Source organism: Chitinimonas violaceus, assembly GCF_052601015.1.
In genome coordinates this window covers 35215-51288 of the sequence record NZ_JBQXDJ010000027.1, presented here as the reverse complement: position 1 = coordinate 51288, position 16074 = coordinate 35215, and the positions used below count along the sequence as shown (strand labels likewise).

Annotated in this window: 18 protein-coding genes; 12 read left to right on the top strand and 6 right to left on the bottom strand. The window is 54.8% G+C overall.

The annotated features are described in order from the left end of the window. The first annotated feature begins 271 nt into the window (after window positions 1-271). The 4 genes from ACUHMQ_RS11180 to ACUHMQ_RS11165 all read left to right on the top strand — a co-directional run bounded on the left by ACUHMQ_RS11180 (window position 272) and on the right by ACUHMQ_RS11165 (window position 2703). On the top strand, window positions 272-1189 hold the full coding sequence (locus ACUHMQ_RS11180; RefSeq protein ID WP_445295539.1) for a CobD/CbiB family protein: 918 nt from the start codon (window positions 272-274) through the stop codon (window positions 1187-1189). Window positions 1190-1492: 303 nt separating this feature from the next. Beyond that, window positions 1493-1669, top strand: a complete 177-nt coding sequence (locus tag ACUHMQ_RS11175) for a hypothetical protein (RefSeq protein WP_445295538.1) — start codon at window positions 1493-1495, stop codon at window positions 1667-1669. A 112-nt stretch (window positions 1670-1781) separates the two neighbouring features. Then, window positions 1782-2435 (top strand): fumarylacetoacetate hydrolase family protein, encoded by a 654-nt coding sequence (locus tag ACUHMQ_RS11170; RefSeq protein WP_445295537.1) that lies wholly within the window; start codon window positions 1782-1784, stop codon window positions 2433-2435. 1 nt (window position 2436) lies between these two features. Continuing rightward, window positions 2437-2703, top strand: coding sequence for a hypothetical protein (locus ACUHMQ_RS11165; RefSeq protein ID WP_445295536.1), 267 nt, complete (start codon window positions 2437-2439; stop codon window positions 2701-2703). A 286-nt stretch (window positions 2704-2989) separates the two neighbouring features. Here the strand turns inward: ACUHMQ_RS11165 and tsaD are convergent, their stop codons facing one another. The 3 genes from tsaD to ACUHMQ_RS11150 are packed head-to-tail and all read right to left on the bottom strand — an operon-like array spanning window position 2990 to window position 4716. Continuing rightward, a complete protein-coding gene (gene tsaD / locus ACUHMQ_RS11160; RefSeq protein WP_445295535.1) occupies window positions 2990-4003 on the bottom strand; it encodes a tRNA (adenosine(37)-N6)-threonylcarbamoyltransferase complex transferase subunit TsaD in 1014 nt (337 codons plus the stop codon). A gap of 6 nt (window positions 4004-4009) precedes the next feature. After that, window positions 4010-4282 (bottom strand): barstar family protein, encoded by a 273-nt coding sequence (locus tag ACUHMQ_RS11155; protein WP_445295534.1) that lies wholly within the window; start codon window positions 4280-4282, stop codon window positions 4010-4012. Further along, the gene (locus tag ACUHMQ_RS11150; protein ID WP_445295533.1) at window positions 4273-4716 is read right to left on the bottom strand and encodes a ribonuclease domain-containing protein; all 444 of its coding nucleotides are present in this window, start codon (window positions 4714-4716) and stop codon (window positions 4273-4275) included. The genes ACUHMQ_RS11155 and ACUHMQ_RS11150 overlap by 10 nt, the downstream gene beginning before the upstream one ends. A gap of 143 nt (window positions 4717-4859) precedes the next feature. Here ACUHMQ_RS11150 and ACUHMQ_RS11145 point away from each other — a divergent pair, with 143 nt between their 5' ends. Continuing rightward, complete coding sequence (locus ACUHMQ_RS11145) at window positions 4860-6293, top strand: M48 family metalloprotease (RefSeq protein ID WP_445295532.1); 1434 nt, start codon at window positions 4860-4862, stop codon at window positions 6291-6293. 31 nt (window positions 6294-6324) lie between these two features. On the opposite strand, the gene ACUHMQ_RS11140 is transcribed toward ACUHMQ_RS11145, so the two are convergent. Both ACUHMQ_RS11140 and ACUHMQ_RS11135 read right to left on the bottom strand, forming a co-directional pair. Then, window positions 6325-6765, bottom strand: coding sequence for a DUF1841 family protein (locus ACUHMQ_RS11140; RefSeq protein WP_445295531.1), 441 nt, complete (start codon window positions 6763-6765; stop codon window positions 6325-6327). Between the two features lie 37 nt (window positions 6766-6802). Beyond that, window positions 6803-7813, bottom strand: a complete 1011-nt coding sequence (locus ACUHMQ_RS11135; RefSeq protein ID WP_445295530.1) for an FIST C-terminal domain-containing protein — start codon at window positions 7811-7813, stop codon at window positions 6803-6805. A gap of 106 nt (window positions 7814-7919) precedes the next feature. Here ACUHMQ_RS11135 and ACUHMQ_RS11130 point away from each other — a divergent pair, with 106 nt between their 5' ends. From ACUHMQ_RS11130 to ACUHMQ_RS11105, 6 genes are all read left to right on the top strand, one after another. Next, window positions 7920-8402, top strand: a complete 483-nt coding sequence (locus ACUHMQ_RS11130; RefSeq protein ID WP_445295529.1) for a glutathione peroxidase — start codon at window positions 7920-7922, stop codon at window positions 8400-8402. 190 nt (window positions 8403-8592) lie between these two features. Next, window positions 8593-9768, top strand: a complete 1176-nt coding sequence (carA, locus tag ACUHMQ_RS11125) for a glutamine-hydrolyzing carbamoyl-phosphate synthase small subunit (protein WP_445295528.1) — start codon at window positions 8593-8595, stop codon at window positions 9766-9768. Then, a complete protein-coding gene (gene leuE / locus ACUHMQ_RS11120; protein ID WP_445295527.1) occupies window positions 9747-10391 on the top strand; it encodes a leucine efflux protein LeuE in 645 nt (214 codons plus the stop codon). The genes carA and leuE overlap by 22 nt, the downstream gene beginning before the upstream one ends. A gap of 28 nt (window positions 10392-10419) precedes the next feature. Next, window positions 10420-13632: a carbamoyl-phosphate synthase large subunit gene (gene carB, locus ACUHMQ_RS11115; protein ID WP_445295526.1), complete on the top strand. Its 3213-nt coding sequence runs from the start codon at window positions 10420-10422 to the stop codon at window positions 13630-13632. A gap of 121 nt (window positions 13633-13753) precedes the next feature. Then, window positions 13754-14230, top strand: coding sequence for a transcription elongation factor GreA (greA, locus tag ACUHMQ_RS11110; RefSeq protein WP_445295525.1), 477 nt, complete (start codon window positions 13754-13756; stop codon window positions 14228-14230). Window positions 14231-14249: 19 nt separating this feature from the next. Then, entirely contained in the window at window positions 14250-14696 is a 447-nt protein-coding gene (locus ACUHMQ_RS11105) for a DUF4149 domain-containing protein (RefSeq protein ID WP_445295524.1), read from the top strand. 47 nt (window positions 14697-14743) lie between these two features. Here ACUHMQ_RS11105 and yhbY read toward each other — a convergent pair whose 3' ends face one another. Then, window positions 14744-15172 carry a ribosome assembly RNA-binding protein YhbY gene (yhbY, locus tag ACUHMQ_RS11100; protein WP_445295523.1) on the bottom strand — a complete coding sequence of 143 codons (429 nt, stop codon included), beginning with the start codon at window positions 15170-15172 and terminating at the stop codon, window positions 14744-14746. Window positions 15173-15395: 223 nt separating this feature from the next. On the opposite strand from yhbY, the gene rlmE reads away from it, so the two are divergent. Next, window positions 15396-16016 carry a 23S rRNA (uridine(2552)-2'-O)-methyltransferase RlmE gene (gene rlmE / locus ACUHMQ_RS11095; RefSeq protein WP_445295522.1) on the top strand — a complete coding sequence of 207 codons (621 nt, stop codon included), beginning with the start codon at window positions 15396-15398 and terminating at the stop codon, window positions 16014-16016. The last annotated feature ends 58 nt before the right edge of the window (window positions 16017-16074 follow it).

Genomic DNA, 16074 nt, shown 5'->3' with positions numbered 1-16074 from the left:
CCGAACTGAGCTAGGAGCTCGGCGGGAATTGCCGGCAATTCCACCGGCTTGGCTTTCGGTTTGCGAGGCATACATTCTCCTTGGGAGCATGATATGCCTTGAACACGAAATTACTGACAGACCCTTCTGAGGGTGTTTTCAACGCCGTATTGCTGACGCACAGCAGACTTTAGATAGGTTCTAATGAAAATTAGTGGTATGTCATCGGGTCAAACGGCCCAGTGGAGCTTTTGCGCTATCATTGTGCGGTCTTGAACTGGAATGTTTCTCCATGACCTGGCTTGCGCTTGTCCTTGCACTGATTCTTGAACAGCTCCGTCCGCTTGAACGGGGTAATGTCCTCTATGCCGGTTATCGTGGCTTCGCTGAAGTAGTTGAACGTAATTTCAACGCAGGTGAGTATCGCCACGGTGTTATCGGCTGGCTGATTGCAGTTATCACGCCTACCATTTTGGTACTGCTGGTATGGGGTGGTCTGTATTGGGTGCATTGGGGCTTGGCTTGGTTGTTCGGTCTTGCGGTGCTCTATGTCACTATGGGCTTTCGCCAGTTCAGTTCGGCGTTCACCGGTGTGGCAGATGCCCTTAAAGAAGGGGATTTGACGACTGCGCGTCAGCTACTGGCTGGTTGGACGCGTGAGCCAAGCAGTGAGTTGAGCGATAACGAGGTGGCTCGGCTGGCAATTGAGCAAGGGCTGATTGATGCCTACCGGCATGTATTTGGCCCGATGTTTTGGTTCATTGTGCTGGGTCCGGCAGGGGCGGTGGCTTATCGTTCTGCAACCATCCTGCAGCTGAAATGGGGTGCTCGAGATCGACTGCGTGGTGAGCGATTCGGAAATTTCGCGGACAAGGCCGGCGACGTGGTTGATTGGTTACCGATTCGTATAACAGCCGTCAGCTTCGCGATTGTGGGTGATTTCGAAGATGCGGTGTTTTGCTGGCGCCAGCAAGCGGAACGCTGGACCAGCGCAGCCTATGGCATTTTGCTGGCGGCAGGGGCTGGCGCAATTGGTGTGCGCTTGGGCATGCCCTTGCATCAGAACTACACGGTGACGTTCCGCCCCGAGCTTGGCGTGGGTGAAGAGGCGGATGCCAATATGCTCAACAGCGCAGTAGGCTTGGTTTGGCGTACTTTGATTTGCTGGATGTTGTTGATGCTGGTGGTGACGATTTCGGCTTTGTTTTAAGAGCCCGTTTACGTTCTTACTGTGCAGTCGTGATCAGGGTTCATGTGCGGCTTCGCGCCCTGCTGACAACTGCTCACAATGATCGCACAGGCTCTTAGCTCGCGAGGTTTTGAACAAATTTTCGGTGTTGTGCCAGTGGATTAGGGAAACTGCTTATCAAGTGGTTGTGTAAATCGGTTTGGATTTAAGCCTCGCTTAAGCTGGTGGCTTCAATCTACAACCGTCGCTGAAGTTGACGACCGACATCGCAAAGCAGTGACGCTTTTCATTAGTTTTCTACCTTCACCGATGATGGAGCACACCATGAACAAGTTGATTCTTGCCCTGATTACCGCCGCTTTTGGTTTTGCCGCAGTTGGCGCACATGCTACTGATGCAAAGCCCGCTACCAAGATGGAAAAGAAGGCTAAGCATCATAAGAAGGCTGTGAAGAAGGATGAAAAGAAGGCCGAAGTTAAGGCTGATGCCCCGAAAGCCTGAAATAGCTCACTGCACATCTTCCCCGGGATGTCGCGCAAAGGACGGCTTTAGCCGTCCTTTTTTGCGTCCGGCTTGCTAAGATCAGCCTGTCTATTTGTTGCTGAGTGATGCCATGCCCGCCATTCGCTTTACCGATCACCGGGAGCTCCCGGTAGCCAACATTTTTTGTATCGGCCGTAATTACGCCGCCCATGCTGCCGAATTGGGTAATAAGGTTGAACCGGAACCGGTTGTCTTCCTTAAGCCAACTTCGGCGCTGCTTCATGAAGAGCAGAAGGTTGTCCTGCCGGCACATTCGCGTGATGTGCACTATGAGGGTGAGCTGGTGCTGGTTGTGGGGACTGCCGGTAAAAATATTCATCGAGAAGCGGCGTTGTCGCATATCGCCGGTTATGGACTTGGACTGGACCTGACAGCGCGTGACTTGCAAAGCTCAGCCAAGGAGAAGGGCTTGCCTTGGGCTGTGGCGAAAGGTTTTGATGGTGCTGCCTGTGTGAGCAGGTTCTTGTCTGCTGAAATGATTCCCCAGCCTCTTGCTGCGAGCTTCTGGCTCGATTTGAATGGGGTAAGGCGTCAGGATGGTGATTGCATGCTGATGATTTATGACCTGCCATGCATCATTGAATACCTATCAAGCCGGTTCGCTTTGCAGGTGGGGGACCTCATATATACCGGTACGCCAGCCGGGGTGGGGGCGCTTCAGTCTGGTGATGTGGTGAAAATGGGTCTTCTGGATAAGTTGCAAGCACAGTTTACGGTGGCCTGATATGCGCCGCCGCATGCGTATTCAGTTGAAGTCACGCTGGGCCGACGAGGAAGAGGACGAGTATCGAATTCTGCCGTCAGCCGAGCCTGTACCGCCCTGGTGTAAGCAGTTGGCGTTGTGCGGCATTGTGCTGTTCTGGTTGTATTTTTGGGGTTGGATAGGCGAGGGCGGCAAGCCAGGCATGGAAACGGGCTTTCTTATTTTTGTCGTATGCCAGTTTCCGCTGGGATGGCGATGGACGCGTGGGCAAATGGGGCGTTGGCGTTAGAACCTGTCCACGTTCTTACTGCGCAGCTGTGATCGGGCCTCATGTGCTGCTCGAAAGCCTCATGTACTCAAGTACATTCCGGTTTCTGCGCTGCGCTTCACCCTGCTGACAGCTGCTCGTGACAGACCGTGAGCAGGTTTTAGATAGAATCTGTTCAAAGTCTCTCGTGAGCTAGAGCGCGACAAGGCGAAAACAACCGAGGAAGCGGAGTTTACTAATGGTAAATGAGCATTCCGAAGGGGTTTGCAACGCCGTATCGCCGATGCGTAGCAGACTTTGAGCGGCTTTAAGCTTTTTGTAGGCTCGCTAAGTCCCAACGCGGCTTAACGGAGAACGGCCCGGCTTCCTGGCTGTGTTGTAGGCGTTGAGCACCCGCAAAGGCGATCATCGCTCCATTGTCGGTACACAAATCCAGTGGTGGGTAGTAGACCTTGAATTTACGTCTGGCTGCCATCTGATCGAGCCCGGCGCGCAGTTGTCGGTTGGCACCCACGCCACCTGCAACGACCAACTGTTTCATACCGGTCTGTTTCATGGCGGCAATGCACTTGCTGCTGATGACGTCGACAATGGCGGCCTGAAAAGCGGCGCAAATATCGGCACGGGTTTGTTCATCGATATCACCCTGTTTTTTCACCAGCGTAAGCACGGCGGTTTTCAGCCCGGCAAAGCTGAAGTCCAGGTCCCCAGAATGCTGCATAGGGCGGGGCAGTGTAAAACGTTGGGCATCGCCGCTGTCTGCCAGCTTGGACAATGCAGGCCCACCAGGATAACCCAGACCTAGCAATTTGGCGGTTTTGTCAAAAGCTTCGCCGGCAGCGTCATCCAGCGTTTCACCGAGCAGGGTGTAGTCGCCCACGCCATGGACGGCCATCAACTGGGTATGCCCGCCTGAAACCAGTAAAGCCAAAAAGGGGAAGTTGGGTGTGGGGTCAGCTAGCAGTGGCGAGAGAAGATGGCCTTCGAGGTGATGTACACCGATTACCGGCTTACCCAGCGCGACACCCAGGCCATTGGCGACAGCTGCTGCAGTCAGCAAGGCTCCTGCCAGACCTGGCCCCTGGGTATAAGCGATAGCATCGATATCCTGGCGGGTCTTGCCCGCTTCTTGCAGGCAGGCTTCGGTCAAGGGGAGTACGCGGCGGATATGGTCGCGCGAGGCCAACTCGGGTACCACGCCACCATATTCCGCATGCATGGCCATCTGTGTATGCAGATGATGAGCCAGCAGGCCTGCTTCCGTGTCATACAGCGCGACGCCGGTCTCATCGCAGGAGGACTCCAGACCAAGCACCAGCATAGGTGGTCAGTCCTGGCTTACGCTGAGGTCGTCTCGCTCGGACGAGACGATGTTGAGTACATCCATGACACGGGAAAACCAGTCGCCCAGCGCGACACGCGAAAAACCGACGTCGTGCCAGACTATTTCCACCGGGCCTTCCACATCATTGGAGAGCACATCGTATACAGCGTCGAGGCTGCGGCCGAGCGGGTATTCCAGCTCCAATTGGCCTTCGAGTTGTTCGTAAAAATCATCAACGCTGGCAACGTTCACAAATTCGATTCGGGTCAGCGACATGCAGGTGCTTCCATAAAGTGGTTGTAATGATCGGTAGTGATGAAGCGCCGACCATCGGCGCGTGGTTCAAAAACGAGGCGTTGGGCGCCACGCTTGCCACCTTGATAGTTCAGGTCGGCTTCACGCCAGTTACCCTCGGGCAATTGGCGTTCCAGGTTACGGAAAACATCACCTCCAAGGCTTTTCCCCTGTAGCGCAGGCGTTGCCCATAACGAACGGCCCGGACGCCAGCCGAGTTCGCGCGCAGTCTTTTTGGTGATGAACCGCTCTGGTAACCGAGCATTGGTGTTGAGTGCACCAAGCACCTCAACCAGTTCGCTGCTGTTGAGTTTGCCTTTGGCTTGGCTGTTGAGGTCGCGCACGACGGTCTGGCAATCGGGCGGCGGTGCTGCCAGCAATGTGCTGCTGGCAAGAAGAGCAAACAGAAAACGCATGGTTGAAGCGGTTATCAGAGACAAGAGCCCTAATTATCGGGCTCGTTGAGGTTTCGGTCAAAGCGGTACGCGTCAGTCTGGTAAATACGCTCCCGCTAATTTTCAAGATGGAACCCATTACACAGCATGCTTATCATACAGCTATGCCACCACGCTCCCTTTTTCTTGGGCTGCTAACCGCAGTCATCAGTTTCAGTATTACCGCCAATGAGCTGCCCGATCTTGGGGACTCTTCGGTGGCCAATTTGCCGCCACACGAGGAAAAGCGTATTTCCGAGATGACCATACGCGAGCTGCGTCGTTCCGGCGAGGTGCTGGACGATGTTGAAATCGCCGATTATCTCAATCGCATCGGCTACAAGCTGGTGTCCGCAAGCAATGAAAATCGCATTCAATTCCGTTTTTTCCCACTACTTGCGCCCAGCATCAACGCCTGGGCTGTGCCCGGTGGTGTAATTGGCGTCAATTCGGGCCTCTTGGTTTTGTCGCAACATGAGTCTGAGTTGGCTGCGGTGTTGGCGCATGAAATTGCTCACGTCACGCAACATCATTACGCACGGATGGTCGAGTCGCAAAAAGGGTCGGGTTTCATGACGCTGGGGGCAATGGCGCTGGCTATTCTGGCGGCATCGCGCGGCGGTTCGGGGGACGCCCCCATTGCTGCGGTGGCGGCAAGTCAGGGGTATCAGACGCAGCGCTACCTGGATTTTTCGCGCGATTTTGAACGCGAAGCCGACCGCGTAGGCATGCAGACATTGCAGAATGCTGGATTTGACGTACGCGCCATGCCAGCTTTTTTTGACCGGATGCAGAAGTTCTACCGCAATGTGGATGATGGCGCGTTTGCTTTTCTGCGCACCCACCCGGTGACGAGCGAGCGTATCAGTGACAGCGAGGCGAGGGTTGTCCAGCAGAGTTACAAGCAGTGGGTTGATAGCCTCGATTACCTGCTGGTCCGTGAAAAGACACGCGCCCGCCAGATGGGTACGCCGGCGGTGGACTACTATGCGGGGACAACCAGCCAGAAGAAATATGCCAGCGAGGCTGCCCAACAATATGGTTATGCCGTGGCGTTGTTACAGGCAGGGCGTTTCGATGCAGCGTGGGACAGATTGGCGCTGGCGCGTAAAGCCTTGCCGGCTGGGCATGCCATGCTGGACTCTTTGGCCGGGAATATCCGTTTGGAACAAGGACAATATGCTGAGGCCGCGGCTATTTTCAGTGCCGGCCTTGAACGTTATCCCAGCGCTATTGCCTTGCAGTATGGCGAGTTGGATGTGTTGCTGCGTCAGAATAAGCCTGCGGAAGTGATTGCGTTAGCTGAAGCCGGCTTGACTTATCGCAACAGCGACGCGGGTTTGTACAAGCGGCTGGCTGAAGCGCATCAGCGGCTTAATCAGACGGGGCCTGCTCATCGTGCTCAGGCTGAATACTATGCATTGATGGATGAACCTACCGCCGCAATCGAGCAATTGCAGATAGCCCGACGTGCTGGTGGGGACTTTTATCAAATGTCGTCTATTGAAGCGCGGATTCGTGAACTGCGTGAGAAAGTGGACGAAGGCGGCAAAAAGTAGATCGTACTTTCGCCCTGGCTGAGAACGGGCACTAATTTTCGGCCAAGCCTGCTTTGCGACGCATACATGCCAGATAAAGCGAACCATCTGGCCCTGTACCGCTGCGCTGGGCCTGCCAGATCATTTCGGCCAGGCAATCCATCATCTCGTGTTGTGCACTATGTTCGTCACCCGTGTATTCACAAAGACGCCGGTACAAATCGCGTACACCAGTGGGTTGGTCGATGGAAAGTTGTTCCTCAATGGCCAGATGCATATTCATATGCAGGAACGGATTGGTCTCGCCGAATTCGGGAAGATAGTCCTTGTCCAGGTAGCGATCGGGGGTGTCGACAATAACTTGGTATTCAGGATGGCGTGCAAGCACGGCAAACGCCATGCGTTCCAGATCAGTCAGCGGAGCGTTTTGCTTGTGCTTGGCCCAGGTGTCGAACAAAAAACGACGGGCTTGGTCGCGGGAGGGATTAAACATGTTGTTGCATCTTGCAAGTCGGGAGCGATGGCTGATTTTACCCCAGGGCAGCCATAACCAGACTTTGATGCAATATTTGGTTGCCGCCACCAACATGTGCGATCTGGCCATTGCCATAAAAACCGGCAATGGGCGTATCTGGCCATGCATCCCGCAGGGTTTCCCATTCCCGGTCCAGCCCGCCGTGCAAAGCGGCCCCTCGGCCTGCGCAAGAAAATAACAGCGCAGCCTTGGGGGCTGGTTGGCGGGTAAAAGCCGATACTTCGCAAAGCGCATAGTCTGCCGAGCGTTGCATCCACTGGACCTTGTCACCCGGGTTCAACTGGGCGGGGATGGTGACACCGCTGTCGAGATTGACCGAAACAATGGGTAGGACATGTTGGAGCTGATTGTCTGTATCCAGCACGGCTAAAGCGATGTTGTGCAGAGGGGGGAGGTGGAGCACCAGACGCCGCAAGGTGGCTATGGCCATACGGCCATCGAGTGTGTGCAGGTCAAAACCATCGACAGCGCTGACAAGGTGAACATCACCTATTGGTTGTAACCCACGTGAGATGCCTATTTGACGTGTGGTAAGAGGAAGCTCGCATACTCCATCGCTTTGTATCTGCCCTTGTTGCCAGACTTTATAGGGGCCCAGACCGGTCGCATCGCCCGCTATACCGCCGTAACGAATCGGTTCCTGTTGCAGCCACTGTGTTTCCAGTGTGTTGGGCGCTGCCAGCGTAAGGCGTTCGCTTCGTCGGTCTTCCAGGTGGGAATGATCGGTGAGTACCAACGCACAGGCGGCGGGAGTATCGAGCAACCAATCGTCTTCGTTCATGACGCCCAGCGCTGTACAGCCGGCTACGGCTGTCGTCTGTGCGGCACGTGCAGCAGCAACCAGCGCCGGGCGCGGGTCGTGGGCGAAATCGGCGGAGAGGAAGAGCAGAACGCGGGCAGCACGGGTGGTGTCCAATCGTTCCAGAGCTTGGGTAACGGCATCGACTGCCAGTTGTGGTGTGGCGCGGGTTGCGTGGCTGAGGCCGGAGGCATAAGCAGAGGTCATGTAACCAAGTTTATCTCTGATCCGCCAAATTGGCCGAATTCCGTGTGCTTGATGGGGCGGGGTATGATGAAGATGCACACCTCCATTCCCACAAGAAAGGTTGTTCATGTCGGCATCTATTTATGATTTTTCCGCCAACCGTCTGGATGGCTCCCCTCAAAGCCTGGCTGACTATCGTGGCCAGGTCGTATTGGTGGTCAATACAGCCAGTGAATGCGGTTTTACGCCGCAGTACGCGGGTCTGCAGTCGTTGTATGCCCAATATAAAGACAAGGGATTTGTGGTGCTCGGTTTTCCCTGTAACCAGTTTGGCGGGCAGGAGCCTGGAGATAGTGCTCAGATCGGAACGTTCTGCGAGAAGAACTATGGAGTGGCATTTCCCATGTTCGCCAAGATCGATGTCAATGGCGACGAGGCCCATCCGCTGTATGGTTATTTGAAATCGTCGGCCAAAGGGGTATTGGGCACAGAGGCGATCAAGTGGAACTTCACCAAGTTTCTTGTAGGGCGGGATGGCCAGGTGACTGACAGGTTTGCACCGACGACCAAACCTGAAGAGTTGGCTAAACAGATCGAGGCTGCGCTTTAATTTACGTGTAGACCTACACATAAGCGATTGTTTAATAGGATTTTCAGCCAGCCGAGATTGCTCGAAAAGGCGGTTTCGGCTAGACTCCGGCCCGAAAATCACTGATCTACGAGAGGGAACGGGATAGGCGCGCCTATCCCGTTTTCTTACGTCTAGGGGGCGCGTTGCCCCCAAGTTTTAGGAGTCGCTGGTGTCCCAACAACGTCCCCAAGCCTTGCTCGCTCTTGCCGATGGCACGCTGTTCTACGGCAGCAGCATCGGCGCTGCCGGCCATACGGTCGGTGAAGTCGTCTTCAATACTGCGCTGACCGGTTATCAGGAAATCCTGACCGACCCGTCCTACTGCCGCCAAATCGTTACCCTGACCTACCCTCACATCGGCAATGTCGGTGTGAACAAGGAGGATTGCGAATCGAACGGCGTATTTGCTGCTGGTTTGATTATCCGCGACCTGCCCCTGCGTTCTTCGAATTTCCGGCAGGAAGAGACGCTGGATGCCTATCTGGTACGCAATAACACCGTAGCCATCGCAGATATCGATACCCGTAAGCTGACACGTATCCTGCGCGAAAAGGGCGCACAGCCTGGTTGCATCATGGCGGGCGATATTGATCCGGCGAAGGCGGTTGAACTGGCCAGGGGTTTTGGCAGCATGGCCGGCCAGGATCTTGCCAAGGTGGTGAGCTGCAAACAGCCGTATGCCTGGACAACCCGCGAATGGCAGCTTGGGATGGGGTACGCCACGCAGACGCAAAGCAGTTTCCATGTGGTGGCCTACGACTTCGGCGTCAAGCACAACATCTTGCGTATGTTGGCCGACCGCGGTTGCAAGCTTACCGTTGTGCCAGCGCAGACGCCTGCCGAAGACGTGTTCAAGCTGAATCCGGATGGCGTGTTCCTCAGCAACGGGCCTGGTGATCCTGAGCCTTGCGACTATGCGATTGTGGCGATCCGGGCTTTTCTGGACAAGAAGCTGCCGGTGTTTGGTATCTGCCTCGGGCATCAGTTGCTTGCATTGGCTGCTGGCGGCAAGACCAGCAAGATGAAGTTCGGCCACCATGGTGCGAATCATCCCGTGCAAGACCTGGACGACCGCTGTGTGCTGATTACCAGCCAGAACCATGGTTTCCAGGCGGACGAAACCAGCCTGCCAGCCAATGTGCGTGTAACGCACCGTTCTTTGTTTGACGGCACTGTGCAAGGCATTGCGTTGACCGACCGCCCAGCCTTCAGCTTCCAGGGTCATCCGGAAGCGAGTCCCGGCCCGCATGATGTGGCCTACCTGTTTGACCGCTTTACCACGGCCATGGAGCAGCACGCCCGCAAATTGTCAGGAGCAAACCCATGTTTGGCATCACAGACCTAATGACCTATGTGCTGGGCACGATCTTCATCATATTGCTGCCCGGCCCCAACTCGATTTATGTACTGTCAGTCGCCGCCCAGCGTGGTATGCGGCGCGGCTTCCAGGGTGCGTGCGGTGTGTTTGTCGGGGATGCAGTGCTGATGCTTTTGTCGGCTATGGGGGTAGCCTCGGTATTGAAGACCACGCCGCTGTTGTTCTTGCTGCTCAAGTATGTTGGGGCGGTGTATCTGGCCTGGCTTGGCGTGCAGATGCTGGTCAGTTCCTGGCGGCGATGGCGCCAGACCGACACTTTAAGCAGTCAGGTGGCGCAGGTCGACGATAGTCATCCGTTTCGCAAGGCGCTGTTGATCAGTCTCTTGAACCCAAAGGCGATACTGTTTTTTATCTCATTCTTTGTGCAGTTTGTTGACCCGGCTTATGCCTACCCGGCCCTGACCTTTACGATGCTGGGCCTGATCGCCCAGAGCTGCAGCATGCTCTACTTGAGTGCGGTGATCCTGATCGGCGCACGTGTGGCGGATGCCTTCCGGTCCCGACAGCGCCTGTCAGCCTCGCTGGGCGGATCTGTTGGTGCTCTGTTTCTCGGCTTCAGTGCCAAGCTCGCCACTGCGAGTGCGAATTAACCAGTTTGATTTTTGGATATAGATAGCGATGCCTAAGCGTACAGACATTCAAAGCATCCTCATCATTGGCGCGGGCCCGATCATCATCGGCCAAGCGTGCGAATTCGACTATTCCGGCGCACAGGCCTGTAAAGCGCTACGTGAAGAGGGATACAAGGTCATTCTGGTGAACAGCAACCCTGCCACCATCATGACCGACCCCAACATGGCCGATGTGACCTATATCGAGCCGATTACCTGGGAAGTTGTTGCCAAGATCATTGAAAAGGAACGCCCGGACGTGGTGCTGCCCACCATGGGTGGCCAGACCGCGCTGAACTGTGCGCTCGACCTTTGGCGTAATGGGGTGCTCGATAAGTTCGATGTCGAGCTGATCGGTGCGACACCGGAAGCGATCGACAAGGCGGAAGACCGGCAGAAGTTCAAGCTCGCAATGGACAAGATCGGCTTGGGCTCGGCGCGGTCCGGTATCGCCCATTCCTTGGATGACGCGTTGGCAGTGCAGGCCAAGGTGGGTTTCCCCGCCATTATCCGCCCCAGCTTTACCATGGGCGGTACCGGTGGCGGTATCGCTTACAATATCGAAGAGTTTGTCGAGATTTGTACCCGTGGGCTCGACCTTTCGCCAACTCACGAACTGCTGATTGAAGAATCGCTGCTTGGTTGGAAAGAGTACGAGATGGAAGTCGTGCGTGACCGCAACGACAATTGCATCATCGTCTGCTCGATTGAAAACTTCGACCCGATGGGCGTACACACTGGCGACTCGATTACGGTCGCGCCCGCTCAGACGTTGACCGACAAGGAATATCAGATCATGCGTAACGCCTCGTTGGCGGTACTGCGTGAGATCGGCGTTGATACCGGTGGTTCGAATGTGCAGTTCTCGGTCAACCCGAAGGATGGCCGTCTGATTGTCATCGAGATGAATCCGCGTGTGTCGCGTTCCTCGGCTTTGGCATCCAAGGCAACAGGTTTCCCGATCGCCAAGGTGGCTGCCAAACTGGCTGTGGGTTACACGCTTGATGAACTCAAGAACGATATTACCGGTGGCTTGACGCCAGCTTCGTTCGAGCCTTCCATCGATTACGTGGTCACCAAGATACCGCGCTTTGCGTTCGAGAAATTCCCGCAAGCAAATAGCCGTCTGACAACCCAGATGAAGTCGGTTGGTGAGGTGATGGCGATCGGTCGTACCCTGCAGGAATCCATGCAGAAGGCGCTGCGTGGCCTTGAAACCGGCCTTGCTGGGTTTGACGAGCGCACGACGGATATGGATGAGTTGGCTGCCGAGCTGGGTGCGCCTGGACCGGAGCGGATTCTGTATGTGGCGGATGCTTTCCGTCTTGGCATGAGCCTGGACGATGTGTTCAGCCACACCAAGATTGATCCTTGGTTCCTGGCTCAGATCGAAGACATCGTCCTCGATGAGAAAGCACTGCAAAGCCTAACGCTGGATGGCTTGGATGCGGCAGAGCTGCGTCGCCTCAAGCGTAAAGGTTTCTCTGACCGTCGTATTGGCACCATGATCGGTGCAGAAGCCGCTGCAGTACGTAATCGTCGCCATGCTTTGGGCGTGCGGCCGGTCTATAAGCGTGTCGACACTTGCGCGGCGGAATTTGCCAGCAACACCGCTTATATGTACTCGACCTATGAAGAAGAGTGCGAGGCGATGCCGACGGGCAAGAAGAAAATCATGATCCTGGGCGGCGGCCCGAACCGGATCGGCCAGGGTATCGAGTTTGACTACTGCTGTGTGCATGCTGCGTTGGCGCTGCGGGAAGATGGCTATGAGACCATCATGGTCAACTGCAACCCGGAAACTGTTTCGACCGATTACGATACATCCGATCGTCTTTATTTCGAGCCACTGACTTTGGAAGACGTGCTGGAGATCGTGCACGTTGAGAAGCCGGCTGGCGTAATTGTTCAGTACGGTGGCCAGACGCCGCTGAAGTTGGCGCGTGCACTGGAAGCGAACGGTGTTCCTATCGTCGGCACCAGCCCCGATATGATCGATGCCGCGGAAGACCGCGAGCGTTTTCAGAAGCTGCTGCAGGATCTGGGTTTACGCCAGCCGCCTAATGCCACAGCCCGTAATGAGAGAGACGCGTTGGTGTTGGCGGCGGAAATCGGCTATCCGCTGGTGGTGCGGCCATCCTATGTACTGGGCGGCCGCGCTATGCAGATCGTTCACAGCGAGGATGATCTGACCCGCTATATGCGCGAGGCCGTCAAGGTATCCAACGACAGCCCGGTACTGCTTGATCGCTTCCTTAATGATGCTATTGAGGTGGATGTCGATGCTATCTCCGATGGTGAGAATGTCATCATTGGCGGCATCATGGAGCACATTGAGCAGGCTGGGGTGCATTCGGGTGATTCAGCCTGCTCGTTGCCTCCTTATTCGTTGAGCGATGCTTTGCAGGATGAACTGCGTCGCCAGACGGTTGCGATGGCGCGGGGGCTGAATGTTGTCGGCCTGATGAACGTCCAGTTCGCTATTCAAGGCGAGACGGTGTTTGTATTGGAAGTGAATCCGCGTGCTTCGCGTACCGTACCCTATGTTTCCAAAGCAACCAGCCGGCCATTGGCCAAGATCGCTGCGCGTTGCATGGTCGGTCAGAGCCTTCCGGACCAAGGCATTGTCGGTGAAGTGATTCCGCCTTATTACTCGGTTAAGGAAGCGGTTTTCCCCTTCATCAAATTCCCAGGTGTGGACAGCATTCTTGGTCCTGAGATGAAGTCGACCGGGGAAGTAATGGGCGTGGGCGATACATTTGCCGAAGCTTATGTGAAATCACAACTTGGTGCTGGTGAGCGTCTACCTACTTCAGGTAAGGTATTCATCTCGGTGCGTGATGGCGATAAGTCGCAGTTGGCAGAGCTCGGCAGTATGTTGGTCGATGCCGGCTTTGAGATTGTTGCAACGCGGGGGACGGCCGCGGTGTTGCAGGCTGCGGGTGTTGCTGTTGTGCCGGTGAATAAGGTGAAGGAAGGCCGTCCCCATATTGTTGATATGATCAAGAACGGCGAAATCGCGCTGATCATCAACACGGTTGACGAGCGGCGTGCGTCGATTCAGGATTCCTACTCGATTCGTTACGAAGCGCTCAAAGGGCGTGTTCCTATCTACACCACAGTAGCAGGTGGGCGTGCAGCAGCTTACGGTATCAAGCATATGAAGGAATGGACGGTGTATTCCGTCCAGGATCTCCACCAGCGCTTGGTTGTTGCTTAATTTGGTTTGTAATATTTGTCGCAGTGCCAATGGCATTGCGATCTTTTCCCCGACGGCATGACCGTCGGGTTTGTTTTTGACGTCGGCGGGCGAGAAAGCGCGCGCCGGGCTGGAGGATAAAATGATCAAGGTTCCGTTAACTGTCGTGGGTGCTGAGCAATTGCGTGCTGAACTGCAACGGCTGAAAAGTGTGGAGCGGCCCAGTGTGATTGCTGCAATTGCAGAAGCACGCTCTCACGGCGATTTGTCGGAAAATGCAGAATACGATGCTGCGAAAGAGCGGCAGGGATTTGTTGAAGGGCGGATTGCTGATCTGGAAGGTAAGCTTTCCAACGCTGTTATCATTAATCCTGCCGAAATCGATGCCGAAGGCCGTATCGTGTTTGGCACTACCGTTGATCTGGAAGACTGCGAGTCTGGCGATACTGTGACCTACCAGATCGTTGGAGATGATGAGGCCGATATCAAGATGGGCAAGATTTCGGTTTCGAGTCCGATTGCCCGCGCGTTGATCGGAAAGTCGGCCGGCGATATGGCGGAAGTGCAAGCACCAGGCGGCATTCGAGAATATGAAGTACTGGATGTGAAGTACATCTGACAACCAAGCGAGAAAGCGGATGCAAACCTTTCCCGATGCGCTGCGTTCGATACTGACGGTCTTTTGGATAGGCGGGCTATGGGTGATTGGCCTATTGGTCGGCCCGCTGTTGTTTCACCATTTTGATAATGGCGTAGCCGTTAAAATGGTGGCGGTCATGTTTCGTGCTATGGCTTGGGTAGGGATTGTTGCGGGTCTTTATATCTTTATCCGCATGCTTTGGGTGGAGGGTCTTCGCGCCTTTCAGGCACTGGAGTTTTGGCTGATTGTACTGATGCTGGTATTGACGCTGGTGAACCAGTTCGCTGTATTCCCTGGTCTTGGCGAGGTCAAACCTACAATGCATACCGCGGCTGAGGGCGTGTTTGGTGGGGGCTTCCATAACTGGCAGACGATTTCCAGCTTGATCTACCTTGCGCAGAGTGTGCTGGGTCTGGTCTATATCACGCGCGGTTCTGGCAAGTAGTAAATAAGTCTTGGTGGATAAGACAAAGCCGGCATAAGCCGGCCTGTTTACTTCGCTTTGGTACGGACTGCGGTACGGCCCTTGCTGTTTGCAGGTTTGCCGGCGCGACCAGTTGCCACCTTTTCGGCAGGTTTCTTTAATGGCTTGTCGATGGTTTTTGAAGGGGTTTTAAGACCTGGTTTAGGCAGTGCGTAGCGTGGTTTGCCATCTTGGGTGGGGCGATACAGAATCAGCAGCTTACCGATGTGCTGAACAGCTGCGCAGCCTAGGCTGGTACAGATTTCCGTCATCCAGTTCTCGCGTTGTTCGCGATCGTCACCGAGTACTCGAACCTTGATCAGTTCGTGTGCATCGAGATTGACGGCGATTTCGCGGATCACGGCGTCGCTCAATCCGTTGTTGCCTATCATGACCACCGGACTGAGCTGGTGGGCTTGGGTGCGTAGGTAAAGACGCTCGTCTCGGCTTAATTCCATTGATCTAACTCCGTGAAAAAGCGAAGAATTCTAGCTGATTCACACGCTTCTAGAGCGATAGATTGCATATTCGGATGTTGAATGAGCCACAGGTCGGTACATATATATTAACAATCATTGTCTGCCTTCAATGCTGGTTGGTCGGCTAGACTGATAGAAGTCTCTTTGCTTTCATTGCCTGTATCGGTGCAATGACGGCACCAATCTTTCTTATGTAATGCGTATGGCACGATCCAGAACCAGTAAGGCGTGGCTGCAAGAACACGTCAATGACCATTATGTTCACCAAGCACAAAAGGATGGATATCGCTCACGCGCCGCCTATAAGCTGCTGGAAATCGACGACAAGGACAAATTACTCAAACCGAGCCTATGGGTAGCAGATCTGGGTGCGGCGCCGGGTAGTTGGTCACAGGTTGCGCGCCGCCGTATCGGTGAGTCGGGAAGGGTGTTTGCGCTTGATATTCTCGAAATGACGCCCATTCATGGAGTTGAGTTCGTCCAAGGTGATTTTCGGGAGGAGGCAGTATTGGCGCAATTCACAGAATTGCTTGGCGGTCGTCAGATAGACCTTGCGATTTGTGATATGGCCCCCAATATCAGCGGTATGGCAGTGATTGACCAAGGGCGCAGTTACCATTTGTGCGAGTTGGCGCTGGATTTTTGCCATGATCATTTGAAACCCGGTGGCCATTTTCTGGTCAAGACGTTTCAAGGGTCGGGTTACAGCGAATATTTACAGCAGATGCGTAATTGTTTTACGAGTGTTATTACCCGTAAACCTGCGGCCTCGCGTGACCGGTCCAGCGAGATTTATCTTCTGGGCAAGGGAAAAAAGCCCTGACGCGGATTGGCTTGAGTCGATAGAATTCACATTTGAATAGGCTGTAGCCGGTGCAGCC